General features: G+C 72.3%; 18 protein-coding genes and 1 tRNA gene. 6 read left to right on the top strand and 13 right to left on the bottom strand.

Features of this window, described 5'->3' with window-relative positions:
• Nucleotides 1–23 precede the first annotated feature (23 nt).
• Nucleotides 24–608, bottom strand: coding sequence for a TetR/AcrR family transcriptional regulator (locus BX286_RS30525; protein WP_159036692.1), 585 nt, complete (start codon nt 606–608; stop codon nt 24–26).
• A gap of 126 nt (nt 609–734) precedes the next feature.
• Here BX286_RS30525 and BX286_RS30520 point away from each other — a divergent pair, with 126 nt between their 5' ends.
• Together BX286_RS30520 and BX286_RS30515 are read left to right on the top strand one after the other, a co-directional pair.
• Entirely contained in the window at nt 735–1319 is a 585-nt protein-coding gene (locus BX286_RS30520; protein WP_148710301.1) for a hypothetical protein, read from the top strand.
• A gap of 23 nt (nt 1320–1342) precedes the next feature.
• Entirely contained in the window at nt 1343–2173 is an 831-nt protein-coding gene (locus BX286_RS30515) for a DUF5995 family protein (protein ID WP_100862408.1), read from the top strand.
• Nucleotides 2174–2247: 74 nt separating this feature from the next.
• On the opposite strand, the gene BX286_RS30510 is transcribed toward BX286_RS30515, so the two are convergent.
• Nucleotides 2248–2321 (bottom strand) — tRNA-Pro (locus BX286_RS30510).
• Between the two features lie 110 nt (nt 2322–2431).
• Here BX286_RS30510 and BX286_RS30505 point away from each other — a divergent pair.
• Nucleotides 2432–2911 carry a DUF309 domain-containing protein gene (locus tag BX286_RS30505; protein ID WP_121016923.1) on the top strand — a complete coding sequence of 160 codons (480 nt, stop codon included), beginning with the start codon at nt 2432–2434 and terminating at the stop codon, nt 2909–2911.
• 146 nt (nt 2912–3057) lie between these two features.
• Here the strand turns inward: BX286_RS30505 and BX286_RS30500 are convergent, their stop codons facing one another.
• Genes BX286_RS30500 through BX286_RS30485 form a run of 4 tightly spaced genes read right to left on the bottom strand, consistent with a single transcriptional unit; the run spans nt 3058 to nt 6317 of the window.
• Nucleotides 3058–3453 carry a VOC family protein gene (locus BX286_RS30500; protein WP_079430706.1) on the bottom strand — a complete coding sequence of 132 codons (396 nt, stop codon included), beginning with the start codon at nt 3451–3453 and terminating at the stop codon, nt 3058–3060.
• Nucleotides 3454–3457: 4 nt separating this feature from the next.
• Entirely contained in the window at nt 3458–4090 is a 633-nt protein-coding gene (locus BX286_RS30495) for an LUD domain-containing protein (RefSeq protein WP_100862415.1), read from the bottom strand.
• Nucleotides 4087–5565, bottom strand: coding sequence for a lactate utilization protein B (locus BX286_RS30490; protein ID WP_121016921.1), 1479 nt, complete (start codon nt 5563–5565; stop codon nt 4087–4089). Before BX286_RS30490 ends, BX286_RS30495 begins: the two co-directional genes overlap by 4 nt.
• Nucleotides 5562–6317, bottom strand: coding sequence for a (Fe-S)-binding protein (locus BX286_RS30485; RefSeq protein ID WP_121016919.1), 756 nt, complete (start codon nt 6315–6317; stop codon nt 5562–5564). Before BX286_RS30485 ends, BX286_RS30490 begins: the two co-directional genes overlap by 4 nt.
• Before the next feature lie 18 nt (nt 6318–6335).
• On the opposite strand from BX286_RS30485, the gene cobF reads away from it, so the two are divergent.
• A complete protein-coding gene (gene cobF / locus BX286_RS30480) occupies nt 6336–7088 on the top strand; it encodes a precorrin-6A synthase (deacetylating) (protein ID WP_079430702.1) in 753 nt (250 codons plus the stop codon).
• A 67-nt stretch (nt 7089–7155) separates the two neighbouring features.
• On the opposite strand, the gene BX286_RS30475 is transcribed toward cobF, so the two are convergent.
• Both BX286_RS30475 and BX286_RS30470 read right to left on the bottom strand, forming a co-directional pair.
• Complete coding sequence (locus BX286_RS30475) at nt 7156–8298, bottom strand: aminotransferase class V-fold PLP-dependent enzyme (protein WP_121017773.1); 1143 nt, start codon at nt 8296–8298, stop codon at nt 7156–7158.
• Between the two features lie 151 nt (nt 8299–8449).
• A complete protein-coding gene (locus BX286_RS30470) occupies nt 8450–10054 on the bottom strand; it encodes a glycoside hydrolase family 71 protein (RefSeq protein WP_261993551.1) in 1605 nt (534 codons plus the stop codon).
• A gap of 244 nt (nt 10055–10298) precedes the next feature.
• On the opposite strand from BX286_RS30470, the gene BX286_RS30465 reads away from it, so the two are divergent.
• Together BX286_RS30465 and BX286_RS30460 are read left to right on the top strand one after the other, a co-directional pair.
• A complete protein-coding gene (locus BX286_RS30465; RefSeq protein ID WP_100862419.1) occupies nt 10299–11636 on the top strand; it encodes a DUF2254 domain-containing protein in 1338 nt (445 codons plus the stop codon).
• Between the two features lie 109 nt (nt 11637–11745).
• Nucleotides 11746–12234 carry a hypothetical protein gene (locus BX286_RS30460; protein WP_079430699.1) on the top strand — a complete coding sequence of 163 codons (489 nt, stop codon included), beginning with the start codon at nt 11746–11748 and terminating at the stop codon, nt 12232–12234.
• Between the two features lie 108 nt (nt 12235–12342).
• Here the strand turns inward: BX286_RS30460 and BX286_RS30455 are convergent, their stop codons facing one another.
• The 5 genes from BX286_RS30455 to BX286_RS30435 all read right to left on the bottom strand — a co-directional run bounded on the left by BX286_RS30455 (nt 12343) and on the right by BX286_RS30435 (nt 17786).
• The gene (locus BX286_RS30455) at nt 12343–14562 is read right to left on the bottom strand and encodes an NADP-dependent isocitrate dehydrogenase (RefSeq protein WP_079430698.1); all 2220 of its coding nucleotides are present in this window, start codon (nt 14560–14562) and stop codon (nt 12343–12345) included.
• A 198-nt stretch (nt 14563–14760) separates the two neighbouring features.
• Nucleotides 14761–15114 (bottom strand): DUF805 domain-containing protein, encoded by a 354-nt coding sequence (locus BX286_RS30450; RefSeq protein WP_100862421.1) that lies wholly within the window; start codon nt 15112–15114, stop codon nt 14761–14763.
• A 160-nt stretch (nt 15115–15274) separates the two neighbouring features.
• A complete protein-coding gene (locus tag BX286_RS30445) occupies nt 15275–16105 on the bottom strand; it encodes a chitosanase (protein WP_079430696.1) in 831 nt (276 codons plus the stop codon).
• Between the two features lie 135 nt (nt 16106–16240).
• Complete coding sequence (gene corA, locus BX286_RS30440; RefSeq protein WP_121016915.1) at nt 16241–17323, bottom strand: magnesium/cobalt transporter CorA; 1083 nt, start codon at nt 17321–17323, stop codon at nt 16241–16243.
• A gap of 73 nt (nt 17324–17396) precedes the next feature.
• The gene (locus tag BX286_RS30435) at nt 17397–17786 is read right to left on the bottom strand and encodes a molybdopterin-binding protein (protein ID WP_079430694.1); all 390 of its coding nucleotides are present in this window, start codon (nt 17784–17786) and stop codon (nt 17397–17399) included.
• Nucleotides 17787–17789 lie beyond the last annotated feature (3 nt).

The following is a 17789-nucleotide window of genomic DNA, read 5'->3' as shown; positions in this document are numbered from 1 at the left end:
ACGGTGGCCCGTAGCCCTCGCCGTCAGGCGAGAGCGGCGAAGGCGTTGTCGACGATCGCGCGCAGGAGCGTCTCGTCGGGGTTCGCCTTCCCGACGACCATGAGCCCCTGACAGGCGGCCACCAGAAGCTTGGCGCTGCCGGCGCAGTCCAGGGAGGCGCGGACCTGCTCCCTGCGGGCCGCGTTCTCCAGCGCGTGCGTCATGCACCGTTCGAGCCGCGCCAGGTGGCCGCGGACGACGGCCGCCGCCTCGTCGTCCTCGGCCGCGTTCTCGATGGCGGTGTTGACGAGCAGGCAGCCCTGCCGGCCCTCGGGGCTGAGCAGATCGCTCACCAGTCCGTCGAAGTAGCCGCGGACCTCGCCCACCGAGGCGCCCGGGGCCTCCAGTTCGCCCAGCTTCTGCGGGACGACCAGCTTCGAGTAGCGCTCCAGGGACTTCAGGAACAGCGCACGCTTGCCGCCGGGGAACGCGCTGTAGAGGCTGCCAGGCTTGACGCCGGTCGCCTTCACCAGCTCCTCGACGGACACCGCCCGGTAGCCGCGCTCCCAGAACCGCAGCATGGCCACGTTCAGAACGGCGTCGGGCTCGAACTCTCGTGGTCTGGGCATGACAAGAAGATACATGAATGACCATTCAAGAACAACGCCGCCACCGACGAAGCCGAGGCCCCGTCGGATCTCAGCCTTCCGGACCCTGAGGGGTCATTCACAGGGCGTGATGCTACGCTACCCACCGTGACAATGGAGCCCGAGGGCATCCCTCGACACCGCACGACCGCGCCCAGCCGCGTCTACTACTTCGACATCGGGACCGGCACCTGGCACGGAAAGGCCACCTTCCGCGTCACCTCATGGCGTCGCCTCATGCGCAGCCGCATCGGATGGACGAACAAGCTGCTCGCGACCGCCATGCACACCCTCGAGCGGGTCGCCGGTGCGCTACGGCAGAGTTCGACGATCGTGGCGAAGCCGGACGAGGGCGAGTTCGGCCAGGCCGACAACGTGGTCAGGATGACCAAGTTCGGCGTGACCCTGTACCTCTTGGAAGAGCAGTACGTGCTGGACGGCAACGGGACCGGAGTCACTGTCCGCGCGCACGAGAGGCTCGGCCCCGTGCCGGGCCTGCTCACGCGGACCTTCACCTACTCTGCGGAGATCCGCGACGAAGGCATGGCCGCGACCTACCACATGCCGTTGCTCGAAACCCTTTGGACGGCGGACTACCAGGTCTCACCCGACCGCCAGAGCCTCTTCGCGGAGTTGGTGTGCGACTGGGGCAGGGCGACCGAGGAAACCCGCCGCGTCAGCGGGCCGGCTTAGCGGGCGGCAGGAACACACTCCCGATGACCGCCGAGTCCATGCTCCCCGCCGAAAAGGTCACCCGGGTCGCCGGATTGCTTGCCGAGCGGGTCAGGCAGTACGACACCACACACGATCACCGGGCCGCGTTCGCCTACACCTACTACCGCCTCACCACGACGCTCGCCACAGCCCTGGATACGGGCACCCCCGCGTTCAACGACCCGCCGTGGGTCGCCGAGCTGTGCGAGACGCTCGCGTCGGCCTACTTCGCCGCGATGGACGGCATCGACACCTGGCTGGCAGGACGGCCCGGCGGCTCCGCGGACGAAGTCCGGCCCGGTGATCTGCCGGACCTCGTCCCCCCACCATGGCGGGACGTCTTCGCCGCTTCGAGCGTCCGGCGCTCGTACACCCTGGAAGACGTGCTCTTTTCCATGATGGCGCACATCTCGTACGACCTGCCGGGGGCCTTGCGTCGCATGGCGACGTCCACGGGCGACCGCAGCCACATCGCGGACTTCCACCGCATGAACGACGTGCTGGGGTCCTGTATCGACAGGGTCCAGGACGACCTTTCGTCCAGGTACATCTACGGGCTCAGGTCTTTGGACAGGCTGTTCACCCGGAGTGACGAACTGTTGACCAATTACGGGATCCGGGTCGCACGGGGCTTGGCCTGGTTCAACTGCGACAGACTCCTGGACCCGGATGCGACCGAGGAAGCGTCGCGGTCGATCGGCAGGAGCACCGGCGCCCTCATCTCCGAAATCCGCTCCCCCGGAGACTGGAAGCTGCGCGCCGGCTTGTGGATCCTGCGCAGGCTGATTCCCGAACGCCGGCACTGGCCCGCGGCGAGTACGCCCCTCGCGTAGAAAGCCGAAGCCCGTAACGATCTCGAGGCCGTACCGGATGCTCCGATACGGCCTCTGACCTGCGTATTCGCAAGTCGGGACGACAGGATTTGAACCTGCGACCCCTTGACCCCCAGTCAAGTGCGCTACCAAGCTGCGCCACGTCCCGTTGCCCCTGCGACCTAGGGTTTCCCCCTCGTGCGCCGGGCACATGCAGAACATTACCGCACGCCGAGGGGTGCGTGTGCACGGGTGATCGGGGCGCGGGAGGATGGGGCGGTGGACGGTCGGGAGCGGGATCGGGACGGTGCGGGGCGGGCGCGGAGTGCGCGGCCGCGGGACGGGTTGGGGCGGCCGCTGCCCTACGGGGCCGCCGGGGTGGCGCGGCAGCCCGAGGGGGTCGTGCGGACGCCCGGGGAGACGGTCTCGGAGGCGCAGCGGCTGCTGGATGCCGGGATGCCGTTCCACGCGCACGAGGTGTTCGAGGACGCCTGGAAGTCCGGGCCGACGGGGGACGCCGCCCTGTGGCGGGGGCTGGCGCAGCTCGCCGTGGGGCTGACGCACGCCGCGCGGGGGAACGCCGTCGGCGGGGCGCGGCTGCTGCGGCGCGGGGCGGCTTCGCTCGGCGGGGTGGAGCGGGCGTACGGGATGGACCTGCCGGGGCTGGTCCGGTGGGCCGGGGAGCTGGCCCACCGGGTGGAGGCCGGGGCCGTGGTGGACGCGGCGCGGGAGGCGCCGAGGCTAAGGGCTGTCCCGTAATCCCCGGCGGGCGCACGACGCCGGCTACGGCACCTCGCTGCGTTGTCGGGGCGCCCGAATACGCCCAGTATGCGGGCGCCCCTCCGCCTTGCGATGCACCGCATCTGACGCCGTGCGCTGATCCACCGGGGATTACGGGACAGCCATTAGGCGGAGGCGGGCTGTAGCAGGTCCCAGCGGTTTCCGTAGAGGTCTTCGAAGACGGCGACGGAGCCATACGGCTCGTGGCGCGGCTCCTCCAGGAAGCGGACGCCCTGCGCGGTCATGCGGGCGTGGTCGGCGGCGAAGTCGGTGGTGTGGAGGAAGAAGCCGACCCGGCCGCCCGTCTGGTCGCCGATGCGGGAGCGCTGGGCGTCGTCCTTGGCACGGGCCAGCAGCAGGGCGGCCTCCTTGGCGCCGGGCGGGCGGACGACGACCCAGCGGGAGCCGTCCGGGCGGGGGGTGTCCTCGGCGAGTTCGAAGCCGAGGGCGCGGGTGTAGAAGTCGATGGCCTCGTCGTAGTCGCGGACCACGAGGGCGGTGAGGGCGATGTGGGATGGCATGCGCTCATTGTGCGGGTGTGTCGAGGAGGACCACGTCCAGGGTGCGGGGGCCGTGTACGCCCTCGACCCGGTCGAGTTCGATGTCGCTGGTGGCGGAGGGTCCCGAGATCCAGGTCAGCGGGCGGGCGGGATCGAGGCGTTCGAGGGCCTGCGGAACGGAGTCCACGACCTGGGCCGGGACCCGGACTACGCAGACGTGGTGGTCGGGGATCAGGGTGATGCGGCGCCGGCCCTGATCGGGGCCGCCGTCCAGGACGATCGTGCCGGTCTCGGCGATGGCCAGGGCGCAGCCGGTGACGGCGCTGTCGACGCCGTCCAGGTCGCGGGGGGTGGAGCCCGCGCGGTCGTGGATCCGGGTCGCGTCGGCGGCCGAGAGCCAGTGCGGGGGCAGGCCCGGCGGGACGAGGACCGTGCGGGAGGCGGAGAGCAGGCGGGCGAGGAGGAGCGGGAGGCCGTCCTCGTCGGTGCGGTGGACCCTGGCCCGGTACTCCGTGAGGTGGGCGGCGAGCAGGTCGGCCGTCTCGGCCGGGGTGCGGGTGCCGTGGGTGCGGAGGTAGTCCCGGGGGATGGGTGGGGCGTCCGGGTTCTGGGCGGTGGCCCGCCGGATGCGGGACAGGATGCGGTCCTTGGTGCTCAACCTCGGTTCCCCCGTTCGCGGACCCACCAGTCGCGGAAGGGCTCCGCCGGGATGTCGGGAAGGGCGCGGGTGTCCGTCCAGGCGCGGCCGGGCCCCGGGAGTCGGCGGGGGCGCAGGCGGCGGGCGCGGGCCAGGAGGCGTTCGGCGGTGCGCAGGGCGCCGGGGTGGTCCAGGAGGAGGCGGGCCGCGCGCATGGCGGCCCGTTCGGCGGTGTGTCCGTGCGCGGGGCGCAGGCGTACCCGGACCCCGGCGCGGGTGGCGGGGCCGCCCTGGACGACGCGTTCGCGCAGGTGGACCAGGACCTCGGGGATGTCGATGGCGACCGGGCAGACCTCGTAGCAGGCCCCGCACAGGGTGGAGGCGTAGGGCAGGGTGGCGTCGATGTCGCTGCCGGTGCCGCGCAGTTGGGGGCTGAGGATGGCCCCGATGGGGCCGGGGTAGACGGAGCCGTAGGCGTGGCCGCCGGCGCGTTCGTAGACGGGGCAGACGTTGAGGCAGGCGGAGCAGCGGATGCAGCGCAGGGCCTGCCGCCCGGTCTCGTCGGCGAGGGTGTCGGTGCGGCCGTTGTCGAGGAGGACGAGGTGGAAGGCGGACGGGCCGTCGCCGTCCGTGGTCCCCGTCCACATGGTGGTGTACGGGTTCATCCGCTCGGCCGTGGAGGAGCGCGGCAGCGTCTGGAGGAAGACTTCCAGGTCGCGGAAGGCGGGGACGACCTTCTCGATGCCGACGACCGAGATCAGGGTCTCCGGCAGGGTCAGGCACATCCGGCCGTTGCCCTCGGATTCGAGGACGACCATGGTTCCGGTCTCGGCGACCATGAAGTTGGCGCCGGAGACGGCGACTTTGGCGCGCAGGAACTTCTCGCGGAGGTGGAGCCGGGCGGCTTCGGCGAGTTCGCGCGGGTCGTCGCCGAGGTCGTCGGGGGCGGGTCGGCCCCAACTCGCCATCTCACTGCGGAAGATGTCGCGGATCTCGTCGCGGTTGCGGTGGATGGCGGGGACGAGGATGTGCGAGGGCCGGTCGTGGCCGAGCTGGACGATGAGCTCGGCGAGGTCGGTCTCGTACGCGGCGATCCCGGCGGCCTCCAGGGCCTCGTTGAGGCCGATCTCCTGGGTGGCCATCGATTTGACCTTGACGACCTCGCGTTCGCCGGTGGCCAGGACCAGGCCGGTCACGATGCGGTTGGCCTCGTCCGCGTCGGCCGCCCAGTGCACGGTGCCGCCGGCCGCGGTGACGGAGGCCTCCAGCTGGAGGAGGTAGTGGTCGAGGTGGCGCAGGGTGTGGTCCTTGACGGCCTTGCCGGCCGCGCGGAGCCGGTCCCAGTCGGTGAGTTCGGTGACGGCGCGGGCCCGTTTGTCGCGGATGGTGTGGGTGGCGCGGCGGAGGTTGGCGCGCAGGACCTCGTCCCGTACGGCCTCCCCCGCCGCCTCGGGGAAGGGCGGGAAGGAGGGCATGCCCAGGTTCGTGCGGGTCATGGCAGCGGGTCCTCCTCGGTCGACGCCAGGATCTCGGCGAGGTGCAGGGTGCGCAGCCGGGCCCCGGCGTGGCGGAGGGTGCCGTCGAGGTGGGCGAGGCAGGAGTTGTCGGCCCCGCACAGGACCTCGGCGCCCGTGGCCAGCGCGGCGGCGGTCTTGTCGGCGCCCATGGCGGCGGAGACGCCGGGGTTCTTGACGGCGAAGGTGCCGCCGAACCCGCAGCACTCCTCGGCGCCGGGAAGTGCGACGAGTTCCAGGCCCTTGACGGCGGCCAGCAGCCGGCGGGGGCGCTCGCCCAGCCCGAGGGTGCGCAGGCCGTGGCAGGAGGGGTGGTAGGTGACGGTGTGGGGGAAGTACGCGCCGACGTCGGTGACGCCGAGCACGTCGACGAGGAACTCGGTGAGCTCGTACACGCGCGGTACGAATTCCTCCGCGAGCCGTTCCAGTCCGCTCCCCCGCCCCTCCCGGGCGGCCTGGCGGGCGATGCGCGGGTAGTGGGCGCGGACCATGGCGGCGCAGGAGCCGGAGGGGGTGACCACGTGGTCGTAGCCGGCGAAGGCCTCCGCGGTGCGGCGCAGCAGGGGTTCGGCCTCGCGGCGGTAGCCGGTGTTGTACTGGGGCTGGCCGCAGCAGCTCTGGGCCGCCGGGAAGTCCACGTCGACGCCGAGCCGCTCCAGGAGGCGGACGACGGCGATGCCCGTACGGGGGTACAGGGCGTCGTTGACGCAGGTGACGAACAGGGCGACACGCATGGTGGGCACAATAGCCCGGTGAAGAAGTTCTCAGTGATCGGTATAGGCGCGGGCGACCCGGACCACCTGACCCTCCAGGCGGTCAGGGCGATCGGCGCGGCGGACGCATTCCTCATCCTGGAGAAGGGGGAGGAGAAGGCGGACCTGACGGGACTGCGGCGCACCATGCTGGAGGCGCACGCCCGGCCCGGTCACCGTCTGGTGGAGGGCCGCGACCCGGACCGCGACCGGACCCCGGCCCAGTACGCGCCGACGGTGGACGGCTGGCGCAGCGCCCGGGCGGAGATCTTCGAGCGGTTCATCGCCGAGGACCTGGCGGACGGCGAGACGGGCGCGTTCCTGGTGTGGGGCGACCCCTCGCTGTACGACTCCACGCTCGCGATCCTCGACGAGGTGCTGGAGCGTGGCCGGGTGGCCTTCGAGCACGAGGTGGTGCCGGGCATCAGCAGCGTGTCGGCGCTGCTGGCGCGCCACCGCACCAACCTGAACCGGGTCGGGCGCCCGGTCCAGATCACCACGGGCCGGCGACTGGCGGAGGGCTGGCCGCAGGACGTGGACGACGTGGTGGTGATGCTGGACGCCCGGCACGCGTTCACCGCCCACCTGGACCAGGACCTGTTCATCTACTGGGGTGCGTACGTGGGCACCCCGGACGAGATCCTGGTCTCGGGCAAGCTGTCGGAGGTGGCCGGCCGCATCGAGGAGCTGCGGACCGAGGCCCGGGCCCGCAAGGGCTGGATCATGGACACCTACCTGCTGCGCCGCCCCTGAGGCGGCAGGCGGGCCGGCGCAGGCAGGCGGGTCAGCGCAGGTAGGCGGGTCAGCGCAGGTAGGCGGGTCAGCGCAGGTAGGCGGGCAGGGCCGCGGCGAGGCGTTCGTACTCCTCGGGCCGGTTGTAGACCTGCCCGCACACCCGCAGCCCGCCGCCGCCCGGCCGGGGCCAGACCAGGACGCGGATCCGGAGCTTCGCGGCCAGTTCCTCGCGCAGTGCCGTGGCCGCCTCGCGGGTCTCGGCGACGCCGGGCGGCAGCAGCAGGGAGCGCAGGGCCAGGCCCGCGGTGTGCGGCAGCGGGGTGAGGCCCGGGACCCGGGCGAGGAGTTCGGCGCCGTAGCCTGCCAGGGCGCTGTTGTGGGCCCGGACCCGTTCGGCGCCGAGGCGTTCCAGGAGGTCAAGGCCCTCGGGGGCGGCCAGCCAGCCGGTGTAGTCGAAGGTGGCCCGGTACTCGACGGAGAGCGGGAAGCCCCGGTGGTCCTCCCAGGAGGGGCTGAGGGAGCGGACCCGGGCGCGGTGGGCGGGGGCCACGGCGAGGAGGCCGCTGCCGGAGGGGGCGTACCCCCATTTGTGCAGGTTCCCGAACCAGAAGTCGGCGCCCGCGGCGACCGGCTCGGCGAGCATGCCGGGGGCGTGGGCGCCGTCGACGACGGTGGTGATCCCGCGCGCGGCGAGGTCGGCGAGGAGCCGGGGGCCGGCGATGAGGCGGGCGGTGGGCGAGCTGACGTGGTCGAGCACGGCCACCCGGGTGCGGGGGGTGACCCCGGCCAGTACGGCCTCCCGTACGGCGTCCTCGTCGGGGAGGCGGGGGTCCAGGGTGACCGTGGTGACCTTCGCCCGGCGGGCGGCGGCGTCCACGACGGTGCCGTAGCCGTGGTCGGTGACCAGGATCTCGTCGCCTTCGGCGAGGGGGATCGCGTCGAGGGCGAGGTTGGCGCCCTCGGTGGCGTTGGAGATGAAGCAGAGGCCGTCCGGGTCCGCCCCCAGGCGCGCCGCGATCCGGCCCCGGGCTGCGGTGAGCCGTTCGGAGACCCCGTTGAAGAACGCGTCGGGGTCTGCGTGGGCCTCGGTGCGCAGGGCTTCCTGGGCGGCCTGGACGGGCAGCGGGACCGCCCCGTACGAGCCGTGGTTGAGGTGCGCGACGGCGGGGTCCAGCCGGAAGAGGTCGGGGCCGCCGGGGAAGGCGGACGGGGCGGTCGGAGCGGTCACGGATGCCTCCGGGTCGGGGACGGGCGGGCGCACGCGGCCTCGTGGGCCGGCCCGGGAAGCATGCGGCGGGGCCGGGGCCCGGCGAAAGGGCCGCTTGGGCGGGATTGGCCTGGCGCCGCCCCTCCGGCGCCCGCTTTGGCCCGCCTTGCCCCTACCCGGCCCGTCCGCTGGTCGCCGCGTAGTACTGGAGGTCCTGCACCGGCACCGTGCGGTCCGCCGGGTAGGGCAGTTCCACCTCCGCCGTGGCCCGGCCGTCGCGGACCAGCCGGGCGGAGCTGATGCCGGGCCCGAGCGGGAGCAGTTCGGCGTGGAGGCCGGCCGGGGCCGCGTACTCGCGCGCGGTGCGGCCGACGGCGGTACGGACGGTCCCGGGGGCCGTGAGGAAGCTGAGCACTTCCACGGTGTCCCGGGCGGCGGCGCTGCCCTTGCGCAGGGACATCAGCTGGGACTGGGCGCCCGTCGGACCGGTGTCCGCGAACTGGGTGCGGGCGGTGAGGTAGAGGGTGTCGCGGACGATGCGCGGCCAGGCGCCGGTCTTGAAGCGGGTCAGGTAGTACGAGGTGAGGTCCAGGTAGGCGTAGCCGTTGTGCAGGGACGGCGCGAACTGGCTGCCCTCGGAGTAGTCGTTCCAGGTGGTGAGCTGGACCCAGTCGGCGCCGTCCTCGATGGCGTGGGTCCACGTGGACCGCAGGGTGGCGGTGTTGCCGGCCTCGTCGTAGATCCCCTGGTTGGGGCGGGCGTCCTGGACGGACACGGGCTGCATCCAGATCCCGCCCAGCTCGCGGGCCCGCCGGACGTCGGCGGTGGCGCCCTCCTGGCCGGCGTAGCTGCGGCTGCCCCACTCGGAGAAGCCGTAGCTGATCGGCGCGAAGGCCTCGGCGTGGGCGTCGAAGTCGAGGAAGAGCGGGACGAGGGCGGTCCGGATCCCGTGCCGGGTCCGGAGGGTGTCGATGACCCTGCCCCACCAGGCGGGGTCCTTCTGCTCGGCCTTGAACGGGGAGAGGACCAGGCGGCCGTCGGCGAGGCGGTGGGCGGCGGGTGACGCGGCGAGGGTGGCGACGGCTCCGGCGAGCACCGCGGGGTCGTCGGTGTCCAGGGCGGTCATGTCGGGCATCAGCATGATCTTGAAGGCGGGGTCCGCCGCGTGGGCCGCCTCCATCAGCCGCCGGGCGCGCTCCCAGTTCTTGCCGGAGAGGGAGAGCAGGTCGAGGGTGAAGCCGTCGATGCCCGCGTCCCGGGCGGTGCGCACCTCCTGCCGGAGGTTGGCGTACTCCCAGTCCCCGGCCTTCGGCGGCACGGGCAGGGGGCGGTCGCGCAGCAGGCCCCCGTAGCGCTGGTGCTTGCCGTTCTCACCGCCGGGGTCGAGGTAGTTGCGGGTGTAGTAGTCGGAGTCGGCGCTCGCGTTGTCCAGGGAGAGCGGGTACGGGGTGAAGTAGTGGGCGAACACGAGCTTGCGGCCGGCCTCGCCGGAGCGCAGGGCGGCCGGGCCGGGCAGGTCGAAGGGGAGGGCGTCGGCGGGACGCGGGCCGCCGGTGTCCTCTTGGCCGCGGGTGGCCGGGGGCGGCGTCGCCCCGCCCTTGGCCGCGCCCTGGTCCCCGCCCGCGGGCTTCGCGGCGGAGGGGCGTGCGGACGCCGGCGCCCCGGTCGCGGGGGCGGCCGCCGGGGCGGGGGCACCGGAGGGGAAGGGGTCCCAGGCGATGCCGGTGGCGGCGCCGGCACCGACCAGCAGGAACACCGCGAGCAGCAGCGCCGCCAACGCCCCGCTCCCCCGCAGCCGCGGGCGGCGCCGGTGCGAAGAGGCTCTGCGCGCAGGCCCGTTGGTCCGCCGGTCCGCTGTCATCGCCGAGCCCCTTCCTGGCACGCGCCCCACCGGGGGCTGCACAGCAGTAGAGCCGATGTCCGCGGTGCGGACAACCGTTCCCCGGGGCGGGTGGCGGCACGTACGTCACGGCGACCTCAGGAACCACGAAGACCGCTTTGCCGGGGCTAATTTGGCGTGCATGCCGATGACCGTGGTGCGGCGCCGCCGAGGGGTGCTCCCGAGGCTGCGCAAACGCATGCGCAACTCCTTCCTCTTCGTGCCGTTCGCGGGCCTGCTGATCGGCTGGGTGCTGGCCACGGTCGTGGTCCGGGCGGACTCCTTCATCCACGACCTGGACGCCCGCTGGACCGGTGTGGACCTTTCCGGGCTGTGGTTCCTGCGCACGGCCGCGGACTTCGGGTCGGCGGCCAAGACGGCGGTGGCCGCGGTCAGCTCGGCGATGCTGACGTTCATCGGCGTGGTCTTCTCGATCACCCTGGTCGCGCTCCAGATGGCGGCGGGCCAGTTCTCGCCGCGGGTGCTGCGCATCTACGTGGAGAGCCGGGTCACGAAACTGACCCTGGGGACCTTCCTGTGCACCTTCCTGTACACCCTGCGCGTGCAGAAGGAGTACGGCTCCTCCACCGACGACAGCGATGCCGTCGTGCCCTACCTGGGCTCTTCGCTCGCCATGGGGTTCCTGCTGCTGAGCCTGGTCCTGTTCGTCGTCTACGTGCACTCCACCATCCGGCTGATGAGGGTCACGTACGTGATGGACCGGGTGTGCCAGGAGAGCCTGCGGCTGATCCGGGACAGCGCCGGGCCCGCGCGCGCCTTGGCCGGGGACGCCGGGGAGCGGGGCGCGGATCCGGGCGGCACGGCGGTCGGGCACGTGTGGCGGCCCGGTGTGCTCCAGGCCGTGGACGTGCCGCGGCTGGTGGCCCTCGCCGGGCGGGACGGGCTCGTGCTGCACCTCGTCCCCCGGATCGGGGACTACCTGGTGCCGCACACCCCCCTGTTCCGGGTCGCGGGCGGGCCGGCGCCGTCCGACGCGGAGCTCCAGGCGGCCCTGGAGCTGGGTGTGGAGCGGACCACCGAGCAGGACCTGGCCTTCGGGATCCGCCAGCTCGCCGACATCGCCTCGCGCGCCCTGTCCCCCGCGGTCAACGACCCGACGACGGCGGTACAGGCCCTCGACCGGATCCAGGTGCTGCTGACCGCCTTCGCCCTCCAGCCCCTGGGGCGGGCGTACCACCGGGACGCGGACGGCGCGGTGCGGCTGGTGGAGACCCTGCCGAGCTGGCCGGAGCTGCTGGACCTGGCCCTCACCGAGGTGCGGGACTACGGGATCGGCTCGGCCCAGGTCACCCGGCGGATCGCGGCCTGCCTGGACGACCTGGAACGGCTCGCCCCGCCCGACCGGCGCGAGCCGGTACGGCGCCACCGGGACCTCCTGGAGGAGGCCGTCCACACCACGGCGGCGAGCCCGCAGCGGTCGGCGTTCGCCCTCCAGCCGGACCGGCAGGGCATCGGCTGAAACCCACGGCCGCGGAATACGACATTCCCCTAGTCATCCGTGTGAAGTGGCGCATAATCGTCGTCACGCGGCTCGAACCATCCCAGCTGCCGCACCAATCACGCGTGCGATGGGGGGCATCGTGATGATGGGGGACTCCAGACCGGCACGGTCGGACGGCGCGGCCGGGACCTTACCGGCCACCTCGACCGAGTTGTCGGTCCTGCTCACGACCGTACGGCGGGGCCGGGTGCTGACCGTGACGGGCCGCTTCCGCGAGCCGCGCGGCCTGCTGGTACGGGACATCGCGCGGCGGATCTCGTCCAATTTCTGCGACGGCGCCTCGGTGGTCTCCGTGTCCGGGGACGGCGGCGTGCGCGAGCTCGTGGCCGCGCTGGGGTGCCTGCCCGGTATGCCCTTCCTGCCCTGCGGGACCGCCGACGCCGCGTCCTGGCTGGCCGAACGGGACATGCTGCTGGTCCTGGACGACAGTGACCGGCTCTCCCCCGAGGCCCTGGCCTGGCTGCGGCGGCTGCTCGCCGTGGCGCCCGGGCTGCGCATCCTGGCGGCCGGCCGCCGCCCCCTGGCCGTCGGCCAGGGCCGCGTCCACCGCCTCTGAGAGCCTTCCCCCGCCGCGGGGCCGGGCCCCGCGGATACGGGTCCGCCCCGGCCGGCGCCGTGCCGGCCGGGGCGGACCCGGACCACTACCGCCGTGTCAGGGGCGGCGTCAGCCCAGGAGCGCGAGCGCCTGGTTCAGCGTCGCGGAGGGACGCATCACGGCCTCGGCCTTGACCGGGTCGGGCTGGTAGTAGCCGCCGATGTCGGCCGGGGTGCCCTGGACGGCGACGAGCTCGGAGACGATGGTCTCCTCCTGCTCGGCCAGCGTCTTGGCAAGCGGCTCGAAGGCCGCGGCCAGCTGGGCGTCGTCGCTCTGGCCGGCCAGCTCCTGCGCCCAGTACAGGGCGAGGTAGAAGTGGCTGCCGCGGTTGTCGATGCCGCCGAGGCGACGGGTCGGCGACTTGTCCTCGTTGAGGAAGGTGCCGGTGGCGCGGTCGAGGGTGTCGGCCAGCACCTGGGCGCGGGCGTTGCCCGTGGTGGCGGACAGGTGCTCGAAGGAGGCGGCCAGCGCGAAGAACTCGCCGAGGGAGTCCCAGCGCAGGTAGTTCTCCTTGACCAGCTGCTGGACGTGCTTCGGGGCGGAGCCGCCAGCGCCCGTCTCGAAGAGGCCGCCGCCCGCCATCAGCGGGACGACCGACAGCATCTTGGCGCTGGTGCCCAGCTCCAGGATCGGGAAGAGGTCGGTCAGGTAGTCGCGCAGCACGTTGCCGGTCACCGAGATGGTGTCCTCGCCGCGGCGGATGCGCTCCAGGGAGAACTTGGTGGCCTCGACCGGGGAGAGGATCTCGATGGTGAGACCGTCGGTGTCGTGGTCGGCCAGGTAGGTCTTGACCTTGGCGATCAGCTGCGCGTCGTGGGCGCGGGTCTCGTCGAGCCAGAAGACGGCCGGGGCGCCGGTGGCGCGGGCGCGCGTGACGGCGAGCTTGACCCAGTCCTGGATGGGCAGGTCCTTGGTCTGGCAGGCGCGGAAGATGTCGCCGGCGGCGACCTCCTGCTCGATGACCGCGTTGCCCGCGGCGTCGACGACGCGGACGGTGCCCGCGGCGGCGATCTCGAAGGTCTTGTCGTGGCTGCCGTACTCCTCGGCCTTCTGGGCCATGAGGCCGACGTTCGGCACCGAGCCCATGGTGGCCGGGTCGAACGCGCCGTGGGCGCGGCAGTCCTCGACGACGGCCTGGTAGACGCCGGCGTAGCTGCTGTCCGGGAGGACGGCGAGGGTGTCGGCCTCGGCGCCGTCGGGGCCCCACATGTGGCCGGAGGTGCGGATCATGGCCGGCATCGAGGCGTCGACGATGACGTCGGACGGCACGTGCAGGTTGGTGATGCCCTTGTCGGAGTCGACCATCGCGAGGGCCGGGCCCTCGGCGATCTCGGCGTCGATCGAGGCCTTGATGGCGTCGCCGTCGGCGAGGGCGCCCAGGCCGTTCAGGATGGTGCCGAGGCCGTCGTTCGGGGACAGGCCGGCGGCGGCCAGGGTCTCGCCGTAGCGGGCGAAGGTCTTCGGGAGGAAGGCGCGGACCACGTGGCCGAAGATGATCGGGTCGGAGACCTTCATCATCGTGGCCTTGAGGTGCACGGAGAACAGGACGCCCTCGGCCTTGGCACGCGCGATCTGGTCATTGAGGAAGGTGCGCAGCGCGTCGACGTGCATGACGGACGCGTCCACGACCTCGCCGGCGAGGACCGGTACGGACTCGCGCAGGACGGTGGTGGTGCCGTCGGCGGCCACGTGCTCGATGCGCAGGGTGCCGGCCTCGGCCATGACCGCGGACTTCTCGGTGGAGCGGAAGTCGTCGGCGCCCATGGTGGCGACGTTCGTCTTCGACTCGGGGGTCCAGGCGCCCATGCGGTGCGGGTGGGTCTTGGCGTAGTTCTTCACCGAGCCGGGGGCGCGGCGGTCGGAGTTGCCCTCGCGCAGGACCGGGTTGACGGCGCTGCCCTTGACCTTGTCGTAGCGGGCGCGGATCTCGCGCTCCTCGTCCGACTTCGGGTCGTCCGGGTAGTCCGGAAGGGCGTAGCCCTGGCCCTGGAGCTCGGCGATCGCGGCCTTCAGCTGCGGGATCGAGGCCGAGATGTTGGGCAGCTTGATGATGTTGGCCTCGGGGGTCTTCGCCAGCTCGCCGAGCTCGGCGAGGGCGTCGGCGATGCGCTGCCCCTCCTCGAGGTACTCGGGGAACAGGGCGATGATCCGACCGGCCAGGGAGATGTCACGGGTCTCGACATTCACACCGGCCGTCGACGCGTACGCCTGCACCACGGGCAGGAAGGAATACGTCGCGAGGGCCGGGGCCTCGTCAGTGTGCGTGTAGATGATGGTCGAGTCAGTCACCGGATGCTCCGCTCCACAGTCTGCGTCTCTCGTCTGCAACATTGCTCGACATCAAGATATCTCGTGATCGGCCCGGTCAGGACAGCCCCCTGCCGCAACCCGAGCGAGACGCGTGTCACCCCGGGCACACGCGAGCGCCGTCACCGGCCGTGAGGGGCCGGTGACGGCGCTTCGAGGTGCGGGCCGCCCGGAGGCGGATCAGGCGGCGATCTGCTTGGGGCTGGGGCCGTACGCGTTCGGTCCGGCGTCACCCTCGGTGGCCATCAGGACGATCATCCAGATGAACCCGACGAAGGGGATCAGGCTGATCAGGTACCACCATCCGGACTTCCCGGTGTCGTGCAGCCGGCGGACCGAGACCCCCAGGGACGGGAGGAACACGGCGAGGGTGTAGATCCAGGTGATGACCGGGTAGCTGCCGAGCGCGTAGTCCAGGATCGTCAGGACGATCACGATCGGGATGTTCCACAGGAGGAACATCCAGTACTCCTGGCGGCGGGCGCGGCCCTGGAAGTCGGCGTACCGCTTGATGACGTCGAGATAGTAGTTCACGAGCCCCCCTTGGGACGGAACCTGCGGCCCCTCCCCTGTAAAAAACGGGGCCGGGCCGGGGTTATGCCCCCGGGGCGACGCCCTCAAGCCACTTCGAGCCAACCGAATAAGGCCAGTACCGTTGGTTTCAAAGGGAGTTGGGCTGTTCAGCGGGCCGGGGTCAGCCGATGTGGTACGAGTCCCCGTACACCTTCCAGTCAAGCGGGGTGTTCAGGGCGAGGTTGCCCTTCTTGAGGAAGACGCGCTGGGCGGTGTCGACGCGGCTGGTGTCGCTGTGCGCCTCCTCCTGCTTCATCGCCCAGACGCGGGCGTCGAGGAAGGCGTTCAGCCATGCGGTCTCGCTGCCGCCCTGGGCGGGGGGCTTGGCCTTGGACAGGGCGCGCTTGCGGATGCTGCGGAAGCTGGTGGGGTCGGTGCCGTCGCCGTGCATGACGATGGCGTCGTAGTAGACGAACTGGCCGAGGGTGCCGACACCGTCGGACTTGCCCTGCCTGACGGCGGGGTCGAAGTAGACCCGGTCGCGCTCGTGGTCCTGGGCCTTCTTGAACTCGGCGTCCTGGGCGGCCTTGGCCCAGTCCCTGGTGAAGGCGGGGCCGAGGCCCGCGTGGGAGTCGCTGCCGTTGACCTTGCGCAGGGCCGGGAGGTACTTGGCGAGCACGTTCCCGGGCTTGACCTGGGTGTAGTACTCGACGAGGTCGAGCATGTCGCCGGTGCCGGAGCAGAAGCCGATGATGCCGGCGGTGTAGCCGCGGCCGTCGCCTATGTCCTCGATGTACTTGTACTGCGCCTTCCAGTCGAGGGAGGAGTTCTCGGCGCTGGAGACGATCTGCATGGCGATGTCCTTCTTCGCCGGGTCGTCCAGGCCCGCCGCCGCGCGGGCGGCGCGGGGGGCGGGGGCGGCGGGCGCGGCCTGGGCCGCGGCCGGGAGTGCGAGGAGGGTGGCGCCGAGGAGGGCGCCGATGGCCAGGGTGGTGCGACGAGGGGTGAACACAAGGCCTCCGTAGGGGGGTTGAGCCTTCCCTGTTCCGTTAGGAAACTTTCCTACCAGATACGGGAACCGGAGGACACCCCCTCGGGCACAGCCGTCCGGCACCCGTCCGTCCGCGCACCGGCGCGGACGGACGGCTCAGAGCCAGCCGTTGCGGCGGAAGCCCCGGTGGATGACGTAACAGGCCACCGCCATGACGGCGAGGACCAGCGGGTAGCCGTACGTCCAGTGCAGCTCCGGCATGTGGTCGAAGTTCATGCCGTACACCCCGCACACCATCGTCGGCACCGCCACGATCGCCGCCCACGCCGTGATCTTGCGCATGTCCTCGTTCTGCGCCACCGTCACCTGTGCCAGGTGCGCCTGGAGGATGGAGTCGAGGAGCCCGTCGTAGGCGGCGATCTGCTCCGTCGACCGCGTCAGGTGGTCGGCCACGTCCCGGAAGTACGCCCGGACGTCCGGCGGGATCACCGGTATCGGCTGCGTGGCGAGCTGTTCCAGCGGCCGCCCCAGCGGGGCCACCGCCCGGCGCAGTTCGAGGAGTTCGCGCTTGAGCTGGTAGATCCGGCCCGCGTCGCCCCGCCCGCCGTGCTCGCTGAAGACGGCCGTCTCCACGGCGTCCATGTCGCTCTGCACCGCGTCCGTGACGGCCACGTAGTCGTCGACCACATGGTCCGCCATGGCGTGCAGCACGGCCGCCGGACCCTTGGCCAGCTGCTCCGGCTCGACCTCCAGCGCCTCGCGGACGGGACCGAGGGTGCCGTGGCCGCCGTGCCGGATGGTGATGACGAAGTCCTCGCCGACGAAGGCCATCAGCTCGCCGGTCTCCACCACCTCGCTGGTCGCCGTCAGTTCCTCGTGCTCGACGTAGCGGACGGTCTTGAACACCGCGAAGAGGGTGTCGTCGTAGCGCTCCACCTTGGGCCGCTGGTGGGCGTGGACGGCGTCCTCGACGGCCAGCGGGTGCAGCCCCAGCAGCTCCGCGAGCCTGGCGAGCTCCAGCTGGGAGGGCTCGTGCAGCCCTATCCAGACGAAGCCCTCGCCGGTCTTGCGGACCCGGCGCAGCGCCTCCTCGACCTCGCCGCAGCCCTCCTGGCGGATGCCGTCCTGGTAGACCACGCAGTTGACCACGGCGCTGCCGAGCGGCGAGCGGGCCGGGTGGCTGAGGTCGACGGCCCGCCGGTAGCCGCGGCGTACGGCCCGGCGCAGATTGCTGAACATGGACAACGCGGTACTTCCCTTCGGCGGATCAGCGGCCAGTCTGCCACCGCCGCGCCCGGGAACCCGCGGGAGGTCAGCCGCGGTCGACGAAGACGCTGGTCGACTTCACCCGCGCCGTGGCCCGCGAGCCCACCTCCAGGCCCAGCTCCTCCACGGCCTCCCGGGTGAGCAGGGAGACGATGCGGTGGGGGCCGGCCTGGATCTCGACCTGGGCGTCGACGGTGCCGAGCTTGACGCCGGTGACGATGCCGGGGAAGGCGTTGCGCGCCGAGGTGTAGGACTCCTCGCCGTCGGCCCCCTCCTGCGCCGCCTCGACGCAGAACGCGGCCAGGTCCGGTCCGTCGACCATGCGGCGGGTGCCCTCGCGGCGGGTGGGGAAGCGCTCGGCGTCGGCCCAGCGGCGGGCCGTGTCGACGCTGACGCCGAGCAGCCGGGCCGCCTGGCCGATGGTGTAGGACTCCATGGG

The sequence above is a fragment of the Streptomyces sp. 3211.6 genome, assembly GCF_003634815.1.
Lineage (GTDB): Bacteria > Actinomycetota > Actinomycetes > Streptomycetales > Streptomycetaceae > Streptomyces > Streptomyces katrae_A.
Note: the sequence above shows the minus strand (reverse complement) of the source record. Positions and strands in the feature narration are given on the sequence as shown.

Coding starts and splice junctions, on each gene's coding strand:
- BX286_RS30490 (WP_121016921.1), bottom strand. CDS start 5,565: ATGACCCGCACGAACCTGGGCATGCCCTCCTTCCCGCCCTTCCCCGAG.
- BX286_RS30435 (WP_079430694.1), bottom strand. CDS start 17,786: ATGGAGTCCTACACCATCGGCCAGGCGGCCCGGCTGCTCGGCGTCAGC.
- BX286_RS30485 (WP_121016919.1), bottom strand. CDS start 6,317: ATGCGTGTCGCCCTGTTCGTCACCTGCGTCAACGACGCCCTGTACCCC.
- BX286_RS30500 (WP_079430706.1), bottom strand. CDS start 3,453: ATGCCATCCCACATCGCCCTCACCGCCCTCGTGGTCCGCGACTACGAC.
- BX286_RS30515 (WP_100862408.1), top strand. CDS start 1,343: ATGACCGCCGAGTCCATGCTCCCCGCCGAAAAGGTCACCCGGGTCGCC.
- corA (WP_121016915.1), bottom strand. CDS start 17,323: ATGTTCAGCAATCTGCGCCGGGCCGTACGCCGCGGCTACCGGCGGGCC.
- BX286_RS30465 (WP_100862419.1), top strand. CDS start 10,299: ATGCCGATGACCGTGGTGCGGCGCCGCCGAGGGGTGCTCCCGAGGCTG.
- BX286_RS30460 (WP_079430699.1), top strand. CDS start 11,746: ATGGGGGGCATCGTGATGATGGGGGACTCCAGACCGGCACGGTCGGAC.
- BX286_RS30525 (WP_159036692.1), bottom strand. CDS start 608: ATGCCCAGACCACGAGAGTTCGAGCCCGACGCCGTTCTGAACGTGGCC.